The organism is Thauera phenolivorans (assembly GCF_001696715.1).
GTDB lineage: Bacteria > Pseudomonadota > Gammaproteobacteria > Burkholderiales > Rhodocyclaceae > Thauera > Thauera phenolivorans.
Window position 1 is genome coordinate 257,983 of sequence record NZ_MBFM01000001.1, and the last position, 13,810, is coordinate 271,792.

Consider the following 13,810-nt stretch of genomic DNA (forward strand, 5'->3'; position numbering starts at 1 on the left):
CCTGCTCGACAATCCGACCGCCGCCGAGGTGCTGCGCGCGTGCGCGGTCAATTTGGACGAGTTGCGGCGCGAACTGACGAATTTCATCGACGAACATACCCCGAAGGTCGAGGGTGGCGAGGAGATCGACACCCAGCCGACGCTCGGCTTCCAGCGCGTGATCCAGCGCGCGATCCTGCATGTGCAGTCCTCGGGCAAGAAGGAAGTGACCGGCGCCAACGTGCTGGTGGCGATCTTCGGCGAAAAGGACTCGCATGCGGTTTATTTCCTGCAGCGCCAGAACGTCTCCCGGCTCGACGTGGTGAATTTCATCTCCCACGGCATCGCCAAGAACCAGCAGGCCGGCGGCCAGCCGCAGGGTCGCGACGGCGAGCAGGCGGGCGATGAGCAGGACGAGAAGCAGGCCGGCGGCCCGCTCGAGAGCTATACCCAGAATCTCAACCAGCAGGCGCTGGTGGGCAAGATCGATCCGCTGATCGGCCGCGAGAAGGAAGTCGAGCGCGTCATCCAGACCCTTTGCCGTCGGCGCAAGAACAACCCCCTGCTGGTCGGCGAGGCTGGCGTGGGCAAGACCGCGATTGCGGAAGGCCTGGCGCATCGCATCGTCCAGGGCCGTGTTCCCGAGGTGCTCGAGGAGGCGGAGGTGTTCGCACTCGACATGGGCGCCCTGCTCGCCGGGACCAAGTACCGAGGCGACTTCGAACAACGCCTGAAGGCGGTGATCAAGCAGCTGGTGGAGAACCCGAACGCGATCCTCTTCATCGACGAGATCCACACCCTGATCGGCGCCGGCGCGGCCTCGGGCGGCACGCTCGATGCATCCAACCTGCTCAAGCCGGCGCTCTCCTCGGGACAGCTGAAGTGCATCGGCGCGACCACCTACAACGAGTTCCGCCAGATCTTCGAGAAGGATCATGCGCTGTCGCGCCGCTTCCAGAAGATCGACGTGCTCGAGCCCTCGGTGGCCGAGACGGTCGAGATCCTGAAGGGCCTCAAGAGCCGCTTCGAGGACCACCATGGCGTCAAGTACTCGAGCTCGGCGCTGAGCAGCGCGGCCGAGCTGTCGGCCAAGTACATCAACGACCGCCACCTGCCGGACAAGGCGATCGACGTCATCGACGAGGCCGGGGCCGCCCAGCGCATCCTGCCCAAGTCGCGGCAGAAGAAGACCATCGGCAAGGCGGAGATCGAGGACATCGTCGCCAAGATCGCGCGCATCCCGCCGCGCTCGGTGTCGAACGACGACAAGGCCGCGCTGAAGACCCTCGAGCGCGACCTCAAGAACGTGGTGTTCGGCCAGAACGAGGCGATCGACGCGCTCGCGAAGGCGATCAAGATGTCGCGTTCCGGCCTCGGCAACCCGCAGAAGCCGATCGGCTCCTTCCTGTTCTCCGGCCCCACCGGCGTCGGCAAGACCGAGGTCGCCCGCCAGCTCGCCTACACGCTCGGCATCGAGCTGGCGCGCTTCGACATGTCGGAGTACATGGAGCGTCACGCGGTGAGCCGCCTGATCGGCGCGCCGCCGGGCTACGTGGGCTTCGATCAGGGCGGACTGCTCACCGAGCAGATCACCAAGAAGCCGCACTGCGTGCTCCTGCTCGACGAGATCGAGAAGGCGCATCCGGACATCTACAACATCCTGCTACAGGTCATGGACCACGGCACGCTGACCGATAACAACGGACGGCAGGCGGACTTCCGCAACGTGATCATCATCATGACCACCAACGCCGGCGCCGAGGCGATGCAGAAGTCGGTGATCGGCTTCTCCGCCAAGCGCGAGATGGGCGACGAGGCCGCGGAGATCAAGCGGATGTTCTCGCCCGAGTTCCGCAACCGGCTCGATGCGACGATCTCCTTCAAGGCACTCGACAACGAGGTCATCCTCCGCGTGGTCGACAAGTTCCTGATGCAGCTCGAGGCGCAACTGCACGAGAAGAAGGTGGAGGCCCACTTCACTGACGAACTGAAGGCCTGGTTGGCCGAAAGGGGTTTCGATCCGCTGATGGGCGCCCGACCGATGGCGCGCCTGATCCAGGACACCATCCGCTCGGCGCTGGCCGACGAACTGCTTTTCGGCCGCCTTGCCAACGGCGGCAAGGTGACGATCGACCTCGGCAAGGACGACAAGGTCGAGCTGGTGTTCGACCAGCCCGAGATCGCCACCGTCTGAGGCCGACGGTCCGGCCGTTTCGCAAGGCGCAGCCCGGTTCCGGGCTGCGCCTTTTTTGTCGCCCCCGGTCGAACGCGGCGTCGGCCCGGCCACCTCCGTTATGATGCCCAGGTTCGACGCCTGCGGCACGGCCGCCCAACCACCGAGGAGGACACCGATGAGCATTCACACAGCAGATCTCTGCGACAGCCATGAGGACCGGATCACCGTCGTCGCCCCGATGTTCCGCAGCTTCGGCGGCCGCGAGGCCTGCGGCGGCCCGATCACCACGCTGAAGGTCTTCGAGGACAACTCCCTCGTGCGCAAGGCTCTCGAAGCGCCCGGCAAGGGGCGTGTCCTGGTCATCGACGGCGGCGGTTCGATGCGCTGCGCCCTGGTCGGCGACAAGCTCGCCGAGCTCGGGGTCGCCAACGGCTGGGCCGGCATCGTCGTCTATGGCTGCATCCGCGACTCGAAGGCGATCGGCGGAATGGACATTGCCGTGTTCGCGCTCGGCACCCACCCGAGGAAGACGGTCAAGCGCGACGTCGGCGAGGTCGAGGTCGCGGTCCACTTCGGTGGCGTCAGCTTCGTTCCCGGCCATCATCTCTATGCCGACGCCGATGGCGTCATCGTCGCCGCCGAGCCGCTCTGCTGAGTGCGCAACGCTCCGTGGCCGGCGCACAGCCGCCGGACCACTCAGGTTTCATTTCACAACGAAGATTCCCATTTCACAGTGCAAAAAACGGAACGCATCCAACTGTTATTCTGCGAAAAAATTTCTTCTTCTATCTTATATAAGACCTATTGCTGCTCCGCACGATGCTGCCTATAATCGTTTCCCGTTGGCAGCGGTTTTCTCCCTCGAAGCACGCTGCCACAAGCAGGATGCGCGCCGGCGCCCGACCCGGCCGACACGGTTGACCCCAGATCACTTCAGACAAGGAAGCATCATGACCCAGACCCGCGAACAGCAAATCGCCGCCCTCGAGAAAGACTGGGCTGAAAACAGCCGCTGGAAAGGCATCAAGCGCGGCTACTCCGCGGCAGACGTGGTCCGCCTGCGCGGCAGCCTGCAGCCCGAGTACACCTTCGCCAAGCGCGGCGCCGAGAAGCTGTGGGCAAAGGTCAACGGTGGCGCCAAGAAGGGCTATGTGAACGCCTTCGGCGCGATCACCGCGGGTCAGGCCATGCAGCAGGCCAAGGCCGGCCTGGAAGCCGTGTATCTGTCCGGCTGGCAGGTCGCCGCCGACGGCAACACCTCCGAGACCATGTACCCCGACCAGTCGCTGTACGCCTACGACTCGGTGCCGACCATGGTCCGTCGCATCAACAACACCTTCAAGCGTGCCGACGAGATCCAGTGGTCGCGTGGCGTCAACCCGGGCGACCAGGAGTTCATCGACTACTTCCTGCCGATCGTCGCCGACGCTGAAGCCGGCTTCGGTGGCGTGCTGAACGCCTTCGAACTGATGAAGAACATGATCGCCGCCGGCGCTGCCGGTGTGCACTTCGAGGACCAGCTTGCCGCGGTCAAGAAGTGCGGCCACATGGGCGGCAAGGTGCTGGTGCCGACCCAGGAAGCGGTCGAGAAGCTGATCGCGGCCCGCTTCGCCGCCGACGTCATGGGCGTGCCCACCATCATCCTGGCGCGTACCGATGCCGAGGCCGCGAACCTGATCACCTCCGACCACGACGCCAACGACAAGCCCTTCCTCACCGGCGAGCGCACCCAGGAAGGTTTCTACCGCGTGCGCAACGGTCTCGAGCAGGCGATCAGCCGCGGCGTCGCCTATGCGCCCTACGCCGATCTCGTGTGGTGCGAGACCGGCACGCCCGACATCGGCTTCGCCCGCGAATTCGCGCAGGCCGTTCTCGCCGCCTGCCCGGGCAAGCTGCTGTCGTACAACTGCTCGCCGTCCTTCAACTGGAAGAAGAACCTGGACGACAAGACCATCGCCAAGTTCCAGGACGAGCTGTCGGCACTCGGCTACAAGTACCAGTTCATCACCCTCGCCGGCATCCACATCAACTGGTTCAACACCTTCAAGTTCGCCCACGCCTACGCCCGCGGCGAAGGCATGAAGCACTACACCGAGATGGTGCAGGAACCGGAATTCGCCGCGCGCGAGCAGGGCTACACCTTCGTTTCGCACCAGCAGGAAGTCGGCGCCGGCTACTTCGACGACGTCACCACCGTGATCCAGGGCGGTTCGTCCTCAGTCAAGGCACTGACCGGCTCGACCGAAGAAGAGCAGTTCCACTGAGAGACTGCCTGCCCCCCGCTCCGGGGGGATGGATGACGAAAGGCCACCCCGCGGGGTGGCCTTTTTCATGGGGTGAAGCCGATGGATCAGCTACGACCCGGTCCGTTGCCGTCACGCGGGCCACTGCCCTTGCCGTCGCGCATGCCGCGCTCGCCCTTGCGTCCCATTCTCTGGAACTCGGCGTCGAAAACCGTCTTCTGCGCATCGCTCAGCGTCGCGTAGAAGGTCTCCACCGACTTGCGGGCCTCGGACATTTCGGCCTGGCGCAGCTTGCTCATTTCTTCCATGCGCTGCATGCGCTCGATCGCGGTCTGCGGCATGCCGGCCGCACGGCGCTCGGACATCGCCGTCGCCATACGCTCCGCACGCGCCTTCATCTCGCCCTTGAAGGTTTCGAAGGCGGGTTTCTGCTCTGGCGTGAGGGCGAGGGCAAGTTCGAGACGGGCCATGTGCAACTCGGCTCGCTCGGCCATCTTCGCCTTCATCTGCTCGGGCGCCATCTGTGCCCAGCCCCCCTTCCCGCCGCGCGGACCGTCGTACATGCAGCCCCCGCCCCAGGCCATCGCGGCGGTGGTACCGAGGGCGCCGGTAGCAATCACGGCGGCGGCGATCGAAGTCTTCATCCAGTTCTTCACGGTGGTGCTCCTTTCTTGGTTGGTTCGGATTTCCGTTGCCGGCCACTGCCCGGCGACGAGGCCATTTAAACACTCGGAAGTAAGCGGCGCTTGTCGGAACCGCCGGATTTTGAAGCCTCGTGTCACTCCGCGGCCTGGGGATACCTTGGGATACAAAGCAATCACCCCGCACCGTAAGATGCGCTCCAAGGAGAACGCGCGATGACCGCCCAGCAAGACCATATCCTGATCGTCGACGACGATCGCGAGATCCGCAACCTGCTCGCCGACTATCTGGAGAAGCAGGGCCTGCGCTGCACCACCGCCGCCGACGGCCGCGAGATGAAGTCCGCCCTCGACCATCACCAGATCGATCTCATCGTGCTCGACGTGATGATGCCGGGCGAGGACGGCCTCAGCCTGTGCCGTAACCTTCGCGCCGGCGCCGGCGCGCATGCGAGCACGCCGATCCTGATGTTGACCGCGCGCGGCGAGGACATGGACCGCATCATCGGCCTCGAGATGGGCGCCGACGACTACCTGCCCAAGCCCTTCGTGCCGCGCGAGTTATTCGCGCGCATCCGCGCCATCCTGCGGCGCTCGCGCGCCCTGCCCCCCAACCTCGAGGCAGCGCCGCCCGGCAATGCGCGCGAGTTGCGCTTCGCCCAGTGGCGGCTCGACACCGCAGGCCGCCACCTGATCGACGCCGAGGGCACGGTGGTCGCGCTCTCGGGCGCGGAATACCGCCTGCTCGGCGTCTTTCTCGCCCACCCGCAGAAGGTGCTCTCGCGCGATCAACTGATGGAGCTGACCCAGGGCCGCGAGGCCGAGGTGTTCGATCGCTCCATCGACCTCCTGGTGAGCCGCCTGCGACAGCGCCTCGGCGACAACGCGCGCGAACCGACCATCATCAAGACCGTGCGCAACGAGGGTTACGTGCTCACGACCGAGGTCAGCGCGACGAGCGGCGAAACGCAATGAGGCTGCCCTGGCCACGCAGCCTGTTCGCCCGCATGATGCTGATCTGGCTGGTCGGCATCGCGGTGGTGCTCGCGGTCAGCTTCATGCTGTTCGTCGGCGAACGCGAGCGCGTCGGCCGTGCGGCCCTGTTCGAGGGCATCGCCCAGGAGATCGCCGCCGCCGCCGATGTGCTCGACAAGCTGCCCGCCGACGAGCGCGTGCGCTGGATCGACGAGCTCGGCCGCCGCCGCCTGCGCCTGAGCCTGCGCCCGCCCGGCGACCACCTGCGTCGCCTGCCGCAGGACCATGCCCTGCTTGGCGCCTTGCGCCAGACGATGCCCGAGCGCGCCATCGTCCTCTACGCCCACGAGCGCGAGGGGCGGCGACATCCGGTGCCGGTCGCCTCAATCCGGCTCACCGATGGCAGCCCGCTGCAGGTACGCCTTCCCGGCATCCCACCTGCGCCCGAGCTCCCCAAGCCGCCGCCCGGGCGGCTGTTCGCCGCGCTGTTCGCGCTCATCGGCGGGGTGAGCCTGCTGACCTGGATCGCGGTGCGACTGGCCACGCGTCCGCTCTCGCGCCTGGCTGCCGCTGCGCGCGCCCTCGGCGAGGACCCCGAGCACGCACCGATGCCCATCGCCGGCCCGACCGAAGTGGCCCTGGCGGCGTCCGCCTTCAATCAGATGCAGCAACGCATCCGTGAGCACGTGGCCGAGCGCACGCGGATCCTCGCCGCAATCTCGCACGACCTGCAGACGCCGGTCACGCGGCTTCGGCTGCGCGCCGAGATGGTCGATGACGAGGCGCTCCGCGGTCGCATCCAGTCCGACCTCGACGCCATGCAGGCGCTGGTCAGGGAAGGTCTCGACTATGCGCGCAGCCTCGACGAGAGGGCGCCGATGCAGCCGATCGACCTCGACGACCTGCTCGCCGCGCTGCGCGACGACGCCGCCGACATGGGATGGACCGTGATCATGGCCGGCCGCGCAGGCGCTCCCTTGCGCGGCCGGCCGGTGGCGCTGCGTCGTGCATTGTGGAACCTGATCGAGAATGGACTGAAGTTCGGCGGTCGGGTCGAGCTCCGGCTCGAGGAGAACCCCGGTGAAGTCGTGGTACGGATCCGCGACCATGGCCCCGGTCTGCCAGAGGCCGAGCTGGAGAAGGTCTTCGAGCCCTTTTACCGCACCGAGTCCTCGCGCAACCGCGAGACCGGCGGTACCGGGCTCGGCCTCGCGATCACCCGCAACCTGCTGCGCGGCCAGGGCGGCAAGGTGAGCCTGCGCAATCATCCCGAAGGCGGCCTCGAGGCCGTCGTCAGCCTGCCGCGCAGCTGAGCAGTCCCCGCTCGCAGCGCGCATGTGATTCAATGCGCCCCGTCGCTTACTGCAGTGCAATATCCGCCATGTCCGCCGTCTGGATGATCGTCGCCAGCCTCCTGTTCGCCTTCATGGGTGTCTGCGTGAAGCTGGGATCGACCCAGTTCACCCCCGGGGAGATCGTCTTTTACCGCGGCGGCATCAGCGTGCTCATGATGGGTTTCGCTGCCACGATCGGCAGGGTGAGCCTGCTCACACCGCACTGGCGGATGCAGTTGTCGCGCGGCGCTGCCGGCTCGCTCGCCCTGATGTGTTACTTCTTCGCGATCGGCATCCTGCCGCTGGCGACCGCGGTGACCCTCAACTACACCTCGCCGATCTTCGTCGCCCTCGTGCTCGCGATCGCCTTCGGCGAGCGGCTGCGGCCGGCGGTGCTGATCTCGGTGCTGACCGGCTTCGCCGGCGTCGTGCTCCTGCTGCGCCCGAGCCTGCAGCCCGAGCAGTGGCTGGGCGCGTTAGCCGGCCTGAGCTCGGGCATGATCGCCAGTCTCGCCTACGTCAGCGTGCGCGAGTTGGGGCGTGCCGGCGAACCCGAGGTCCGCACGGTATTCTGGTTCTCGGTGCTGACCTCACTGCTCGGCCTCGGCTGGGCGCTGATGGGTGACCTCCACCTGCCCGACGCGCGCGGCGCGGCAACCATGCTCGGCGTGGGGCTGTTCGGCGGCCTCGCTCAGCTGGCGATGACCCGGTCCTACCGCTTCGGCCGCACCGTGGTGTCGGCCAACCTGAGCTACGCCACGGTCCTGTTCGCGAGCCTGTTCGGGATGCTCGTGTGGGGCGAGGCGGTGACAGCCGCAGGCTGGATGGCCATGGCACTGATCGTCGGTAGCGGTGTCATGGTCTCGCTCGCCACGCGCCCGCGCCCCGCCCCGGGCTGAGGCGGCCCGCAATTGAGGCGGCCGGGCACCGGGGCTATAGTGTAGTGAATTTACTTCCTGCCCCGCGGAGGCATGCATGATCAGCATCGAAAACACCGAGTCGCTGGTAGCCGTCACCGTTTTCGGCGAATTCACCCTCGCCGACTACAAGGAGTTCGAGGAGCTGGTCAATTACCAGATCCAGTTCCATGGCCAGGTCGACCTCCTGTTCGACCTGCGCGAGATGGCGGGCTTCACCCTCGACGTGGCGTGGGAGGAGGTCAAGTTCTCGCGCGCGCATCCGCACGACTTCCGCCGCATCGCGGTGCTCACGGACAGCGAGTGGGTCACCTGGAGCGCCTGGCTCTCGCAACTCTTCGTCGAAGCCGACATCCAGGTCTTCAACGACGAGCCCGACGCGCGCGCGTGGCTCGGCGCGCCGGCCGAGTTCAGCCAGTGAACGCCTCCTACGCCGGGCTGATCGGCGCGCTCGAGCTCGCGGGTCACCTGCACGAGCCCGACTGGGTGGTGTTCGACTGCCGCTTCGACCTCGCCAACCCCGATTTCGGCTACGAGGCCTATCGCGCCGCGCACCTCCCCGGCGCCTTCTATCTGGACCTCGACACCGATCTCTCCGGCCCGAAGACCGGCACAAACGGCCGCCATCCCTTGCCCGACCCCGCCGGCCTGGCGGCCCGCCTGGCCGAGAGCGGCGTGACCAACCAGACCCAGGTAGTCGCCTACGACGACGCCGGCGGCATGTACGCCGCCCGCCTGTGGTGGCTGCTGCGCTGGCTCGGCCACCATCGCTCGGCGGTACTCGACGGCGGCCTGCAGGCCTGGTGCCGGGCCGCCCAGCCGCTAGACACCGCGTTGCCCGAGGCGCACGCCGCGACCTACACGATCGCACTGCGTCCGCTGCGCATCGAAGCGGCGCAGGTCTGCGCTCTGCTCGGCAAGGAAGGCATGCTGCTGGTGGACGCGCGCAGCCCCGACCGTTTCCGCGGCGAGAACGAGATGCTCGACCCGGTCGGCGGCCACATCCCCGGCGCGATCAACCGCTTCTTCCGCGACAACCTCGACGAGAGCGGCTGCTTCAAGCAGCCGTCCGTGTTGCGCGAGGAGTTCGGCGGCCTGCTCGGCCACCATCTGCCGCAGGAGGTCGTGCACCAGTGCGGCTCCGGCGTCACCGCCTGCCACAACCTGCTGGCGATGGAGATTGCCGGCCTTACCGGCTCACGCCTGTATGCCGGCTCCTGGAGCGAATGGTGTGCCGACCCGCAGCGCCCGGTGGCGCGCGGGGCGGCCTGAAACCGACGCCCGCCCTACCAGTCGACCCGCTCGACCACGCCCAGCGAGCGCCCGAGGAAGCGCTCGCCGATCGTCTGGAAGCGCAGCGGCACGTCGGTCACCACGTAGCGATAGTCCGCACGACGGCTACCGTCGGCGAGCAGGCCTTCCCTCTGCAGGCGCTCAGCGGCGAACTCGGCGGTGGTCAGCGCGGAGTCGATCATCCGCACCCCGGGTCCGGCGACGTCGCGCAGCAGCGGCTTGAGCAACGGATAGTGCGTGCAGCCGAGCACCAGGCTGTCGATCTCCTCGGCCAGCACCGGGCGCAGGTATTCCTGCGCGGTCAGCCGCGTCACCGGATGATCGAGCCAGCCCTCCTCCACCAACGGCACGAACAGGGGGCAGGCCTGGGAATACACGCGCAGCGAGGGGTCGAGCTCGTGCATGCGCCTGGCGTAGGCGTTGCTGTTGATCGTGGTCGGCGTGCCGATCACGCCGATGCGCCGGCTCGACGAACTCGCCACCGCGGCGCGCGCGCCGGCCTCGATCACGTCCAGCACCGGCACCTCGCACGCCAGGCGGCGCACGACGTCCGCCGCCACCGCCGCCATCGTGTTGCAGGCAATGATCAGCATCTTGACCTCGCACTGCAGCAGGAACTCGGTGATCTGCCCGGTGAAATGTTCGATCGTGGCCACCGACTTCACGCCGTAGGGCACACGCGCGGTATCGCCGAAATAGACGATGCTCTCCAGCGGCAGCCGTTCCATCAGTGCGCGCACCACGGTGAGCCCACCTACCCCGGAGTCGAACACGCCAATCGGGCGCTCGCAGGCGCTAGGGCTCAAGCGCAGCCCTCCCTGCCCCTCGGGTGCCGCGCGCCGGCAGGCATCGTGCTCATTCGAGCACCACCGCGGCGAACTTGCGCTTGCCCACCTGCAACACCACCTTCGCGCCGGCCGGCATCACCCGCGCCCTGTCTTCGACCCGCTCGCCGTTCAGGCGCACCGCACCCTGGTCGATCATCCGCATCGCCTCTGAGGTGCTGCCTGTGAGCCCGGCCTGCTTGAGCACCTGGAACAGCGGCAGGCCCGCATCGCCCACGGCAACCCGCACCTCCGGCAGATCGTCCGGGATCGCGTTGCGCTGGAAGCGCGCCTCAAAGTCGGCGAGCGCCTCCTCGGCGGCGCGCTGGTCGTGGAAGCGGGCGACCAGTTCCTGCGCCAGCATGACCTTGACGTCACGCGGATTGCGTCCGCCCGCCACCTCGGCGCGCAGCCTCGCGATCTCGGCACTCGAGCGGAACGACAGCAAATCGTAGTAGCGCCACATCAGGTCGTCGGAGATCGACATCGTCTTGCCGAAAATCTCCTTCGGCGCCTCCGAGATGCCGATGTAGTTGCCGAGCGACTTCGACATCTTGTTCACGCCGTCGAGGCCCTCGAGCAGGGGCATCATCACCACGCACTGCGGCGACTGCCCGTAGTGCTTCTGCAGCTCGCGGCCCATCAGCAGGTTGAAGCGCTGGTCGGTGCCGCCCGCTTCGACGTCGGCCTTCATCGCCACCGAGTCGTAGCCCTGACACAGCGGGTAGAGGAACTCGTGGATCGAGATCGGTTGGTTGTTGCCGTAGCGCTTGGCAAAGTCATCGCGCTCGAGCATGCGCGCGACCGTCTGCAGCGAGGCCAGGCGGATCATGCCGGCCGCGCCCAGGCCATCCATCCAGGCCGAGTTGAAGCAGATCTCGGTGCGCTCGGGGTCGAGGATCTTGAACACCTGCTCCTGGTAGGTGCGGGCGTTCTCCATGATCTGTTCGCGCGACAGCGGCGGGCGGGTCGAATTCTTGCCGCTCGGATCGCCGATCATCCCGGTGAAGTCGCCGATCAGGAACAGGACCTGGTGGCCGAGGTCCTGGAAGTGGCGCAGCTTGTTGATCAACACGGTGTGGCCGAAGTGCAGATCGGGCGCGGTGGGGTCGAAGCCCGCCTTGACCCGGAGCGGCCGCCCGGACTTGAGCTTCTCGACCAGCTCGGCCTCGATCAAGAGCTCGTCGGCGCCGCGCTTGACGAGCTCGAGCGCCGCCTGGACATCACTCATCGATTCTCTCCTCAATCCCTCCCCGAAGAAGGGTAAAACTTTGCTAGACTCCGTGAAGTTTTTCCCCGGTCAGTCCAATGCAGTCACGAAAGCTCTCGATTCTAGCCGATCTACCGGTGCGCCTCCTGCCCCGTCGCCGTTCTTTGCTGCTGGCCGGCATCGCGGCCGGCTCGATGCTGGGCGTGGTTGCCGCCACCGCCGTGGCCCCGGGTGGCCCCGGCGCAGCGATCGCACTCGACGCGGTCGTCGAACGGCTGGCGTTACCTGCAGCCGAAGCGCTCGGCGACAACAGCCTGCCCTTCGCTCACGACGTGCGCGTTCAGCCCGGCGACACCCTGCCGGCGATCTTCGACCGCATGGGCATCGACGATGCCGATGCGCTCGCGTTCATCAGCAGCAGTGAAACCGGCCGGGCGGCAGTGCGCGAACTGCGCAGCGGCCGCTCGGTCACCGGCCTGGTCGAGGCGGACGGCAGCGTGAGCATGCTTTCGCTGCCGCTCGCCGACAACGAGCGCCTGCGGATCGAGCGCGGCGACAATGGCAAGCTGCGTGTCGTGCCGCCGGAAGCTGCGCGGCTCACGAAGATGATCGAAATGCGCACCGGCACGATCCGCCAGTCGCTACACCGGGCCGCCGACGAAGCCAGCCTGCCCGACGAGGTGACGAAGAAGCTCGTCGAGCTGTTCGGGACCGTGATCGACTTCCATGCCGACCTGCACGGAGGCGACCGCTTCAGCGTCGTCTACGAGCGCCTGTACGACGCCGAAGGCCTGGCGGTCCGCGTCGGCCGCGTCCTCGCCGCCGAGTTCATCAACCGCGGCAAGAAGCACCTCGTGGTGCTCCACCAGCAGGACGACGGCCGGGACGAGTACTACACCGCCGAGGGCCGCAGCCTGCGCCAGGGCTTCCTGCGCTCGCCGATGGAGTTCTCCCGCATCAGTTCGGGCTTCGGTCGCCGGCTGCACCCGATTCACAAGAGCTGGCGTGCGCACAATGGCGTCGATTACGCCGCTCCGGTCGGCACCCCGGTGCGCGCCGTATCCGACGGCGTCGTCGAGTTCGCCGGCCGCCAGGGCGGTTTCGGCAACCTGCTGGTCCTTCGCCATCAGGGCAAGTATGAGACCGCCTACGCCCACCTCAACGGCTTCGCGCCCGCGGTCAAGGCGGGCGCGAAGGTGTCGCAGGGAGAGATCGTCGCCTTCGTCGGCTCGACCGGCTGGTCGACCGGCCCGCACCTTCACTACGAGATCCGGATCGACGGCGTACCTCACAATCCGGCCGAAATTGACCTGCCTGAAGCGACGCCGCTGACTGGCGCAGAACTCGAGCTCTTCCGGCGCAATGCCGAGCCCCTGCTCCATCGCATCGCGATGATGAGCCGCACCGCAACCCAGGTCGCCAACCGCGACTGATTCGACGCGGTCGCGCGCCCGGCAGACGCAGGGTCGAAAAAAAGGGCGCCGAGGCGCCCTTTTTTCATCGCTTCCTCACACTCACACGGAGAATGAGGAGCCGCATCCGCAGGTGCTGGTCGCATTCGGATTGCGGATCACGAACTGTGAACCCTCCAGCCCCTCCGTATAGTCGATCTCGGCACCGAGCAGGTACTGGTAGCTCATGGGATCGATGAGCAGGGTGACCCCGTTCTTGACGTAGGCGGTGTCGTCCTCGGCCACTTCCTCGTCGAACGTGAAGCCGTACTGGAAGCCGGAGCAGCCGCCGCCATTGACGAAGACGCGCAGCTTGAGGTCGGGGTTGCCCTCCTCCTCGATCAGCTCGCGCACCTTGTCGGCGGCACTATCGGTGAAGACCAGGATTTCGGGGGTTTCGGCAACAGCAGTCATACTCTCTCCTTTGTCGGGGCTCGGCGCGCATCATGCACCGTCGCGCCGTATAACGTCAAAGCATCGGATCGCAATCCGCGCCGCAAGTTCCTCAGGGACTGACCGGGACCACATCGAGCCCCGTCGTCTCGTCGAATCCGAACATGATGTTCAGATTCTGCACGGCCTGGCCGGCCGCGCCCTTGACCAGGTTGTCGATCACCGACAGCACGACGACGGTGTCTCCGCCCTGTGGGCGATGTACCGCGATGCGGCACAGATTCGAGGCCCGTACCGAGCGCGTCTCGGGGTGACTTCCCTTCGGCATCACATCGACGAAGGGCTCGTCGGCATAGCGCGCCTCGTACAGTGCC

General features: G+C 66.9%; 13 protein-coding genes and 1 pseudogene. 9 read left to right on the forward strand and 5 right to left on the reverse strand.

Going from position 1 to position 13,810, the window contains the following annotated elements; genetic code table 11:
* The 3 genes from clpA to aceA form a co-directional block, all read left to right on the forward strand.
* Window positions 1–2,173: ATP-dependent Clp protease ATP-binding subunit ClpA (gene clpA / locus BB334_RS01190; RefSeq protein ID WP_068804378.1), on the forward strand; the 2,173-nt coding region annotated here is incomplete at its 5' end.
* A 157-nt stretch (window positions 2,174–2,330) separates the two neighbouring features.
* Window positions 2,331–2,810, forward strand: a complete 480-nt coding sequence (gene rraA, locus BB334_RS01195; RefSeq protein WP_068803517.1) for a ribonuclease E activity regulator RraA — start codon at window positions 2,331–2,333, stop codon at window positions 2,808–2,810.
* A gap of 295 nt (window positions 2,811–3,105) precedes the next feature.
* Complete coding sequence (aceA, locus tag BB334_RS01200) at window positions 3,106–4,419, forward strand: isocitrate lyase (protein WP_068803519.1); 1,314 nt, start codon at window positions 3,106–3,108, stop codon at window positions 4,417–4,419.
* Window positions 4,420–4,505: 86 nt separating this feature from the next.
* Here aceA and BB334_RS01205 read toward each other — a convergent pair whose 3' ends face one another.
* A complete protein-coding gene (locus tag BB334_RS01205; RefSeq protein WP_068803533.1) occupies window positions 4,506–5,054 on the reverse strand; it encodes a Spy/CpxP family protein refolding chaperone in 549 nt (182 codons plus the stop codon).
* Window positions 5,055–5,255: 201 nt separating this feature from the next.
* On the opposite strand from BB334_RS01205, the gene BB334_RS01210 reads away from it, so the two are divergent.
* The 5 genes from BB334_RS01210 to BB334_RS01230 all read left to right on the forward strand — a co-directional run bounded on the left by BB334_RS01210 (window position 5,256) and on the right by BB334_RS01230 (window position 9,537).
* Window positions 5,256–6,014, forward strand: a complete 759-nt coding sequence (locus BB334_RS01210; protein WP_068803535.1) for a response regulator — start codon at window positions 5,256–5,258, stop codon at window positions 6,012–6,014.
* The gene (locus BB334_RS01215; protein WP_068803537.1) at window positions 6,011–7,327 is read left to right on the forward strand and encodes an ATP-binding protein; all 1,317 of its coding nucleotides are present in this window, start codon (window positions 6,011–6,013) and stop codon (window positions 7,325–7,327) included. The genes BB334_RS01210 and BB334_RS01215 overlap by 4 nt, the downstream gene beginning before the upstream one ends.
* A gap of 68 nt (window positions 7,328–7,395) precedes the next feature.
* Entirely contained in the window at window positions 7,396–8,247 is an 852-nt protein-coding gene (locus tag BB334_RS01220) for a DMT family transporter (RefSeq protein WP_068803539.1), read from the forward strand.
* A 76-nt stretch (window positions 8,248–8,323) separates the two neighbouring features.
* Window positions 8,324–8,686, forward strand: a complete 363-nt coding sequence (locus BB334_RS01225) for a SpoIIAA family protein (protein WP_068803541.1) — start codon at window positions 8,324–8,326, stop codon at window positions 8,684–8,686.
* A complete protein-coding gene (locus BB334_RS01230; RefSeq protein WP_068803544.1) occupies window positions 8,683–9,537 on the forward strand; it encodes a sulfurtransferase in 855 nt (284 codons plus the stop codon). The genes BB334_RS01225 and BB334_RS01230 overlap by 4 nt, the downstream gene beginning before the upstream one ends.
* A gap of 14 nt (window positions 9,538–9,551) precedes the next feature.
* Here the strand turns inward: BB334_RS01230 and murI are convergent, their stop codons facing one another.
* Both murI and tyrS read right to left on the reverse strand, forming a co-directional pair.
* Complete coding sequence (murI, locus tag BB334_RS01235; protein WP_068803546.1) at window positions 9,552–10,364, reverse strand: glutamate racemase; 813 nt, start codon at window positions 10,362–10,364, stop codon at window positions 9,552–9,554.
* 49 nt (window positions 10,365–10,413) lie between these two features.
* Window positions 10,414–11,613: a tyrosine--tRNA ligase gene (tyrS, locus tag BB334_RS01240; protein ID WP_068803548.1), complete on the reverse strand. Its 1,200-nt coding sequence runs from the start codon at window positions 11,611–11,613 to the stop codon at window positions 10,414–10,416.
* Window positions 11,614–11,729: 116 nt separating this feature from the next.
* On the opposite strand from tyrS, the gene BB334_RS01245 reads away from it, so the two are divergent.
* A complete protein-coding gene (locus BB334_RS01245; protein ID WP_332835029.1) occupies window positions 11,730–13,025 on the forward strand; it encodes a peptidoglycan DD-metalloendopeptidase family protein in 1,296 nt (431 codons plus the stop codon).
* An 81-nt stretch (window positions 13,026–13,106) separates the two neighbouring features.
* Here BB334_RS01245 and erpA read toward each other — a convergent pair whose 3' ends face one another.
* Together erpA and BB334_RS18340 are read right to left on the reverse strand one after the other, a co-directional pair.
* A complete protein-coding gene (gene erpA / locus BB334_RS01250; protein WP_068803551.1) occupies window positions 13,107–13,457 on the reverse strand; it encodes an iron-sulfur cluster insertion protein ErpA in 351 nt (116 codons plus the stop codon).
* A gap of 91 nt (window positions 13,458–13,548) precedes the next feature.
* Window positions 13,549–13,810 (reverse strand): annotated as a pseudogene (locus BB334_RS18340) (N-acetyl-gamma-glutamyl-phosphate reductase); the annotation flags it as partial.

What these genes read in the sequence shown, in the direction of transcription:
- rraA (WP_068803517.1), top strand. Translation starts at nt 2,331, where the DNA reads ATGAGCATTCACACAGCAGATCTCTGCGACAGCCATGAGGACCGGATC.
- BB334_RS01225 (WP_068803541.1), top strand. Translation starts at nt 8,324, where the DNA reads ATGATCAGCATCGAAAACACCGAGTCGCTGGTAGCCGTCACCGTTTTC.
- BB334_RS01215 (WP_068803537.1), top strand. Translation starts at nt 6,011, where the DNA reads ATGAGGCTGCCCTGGCCACGCAGCCTGTTCGCCCGCATGATGCTGATC.
- tyrS (WP_068803548.1), bottom strand. Translation starts at nt 11,613, where the DNA reads ATGAGTGATGTCCAGGCGGCGCTCGAGCTCGTCAAGCGCGGCGCCGAC.
- erpA (WP_068803551.1), bottom strand. Translation starts at nt 13,457, where the DNA reads ATGACTGCTGTTGCCGAAACCCCCGAAATCCTGGTCTTCACCGATAGT.
- aceA (WP_068803519.1), top strand. Translation starts at nt 3,106, where the DNA reads ATGACCCAGACCCGCGAACAGCAAATCGCCGCCCTCGAGAAAGACTGG.
- BB334_RS01210 (WP_068803535.1), top strand. Translation starts at nt 5,256, where the DNA reads ATGACCGCCCAGCAAGACCATATCCTGATCGTCGACGACGATCGCGAG.
- BB334_RS01220 (WP_068803539.1), top strand. Translation starts at nt 7,396, where the DNA reads ATGTCCGCCGTCTGGATGATCGTCGCCAGCCTCCTGTTCGCCTTCATG.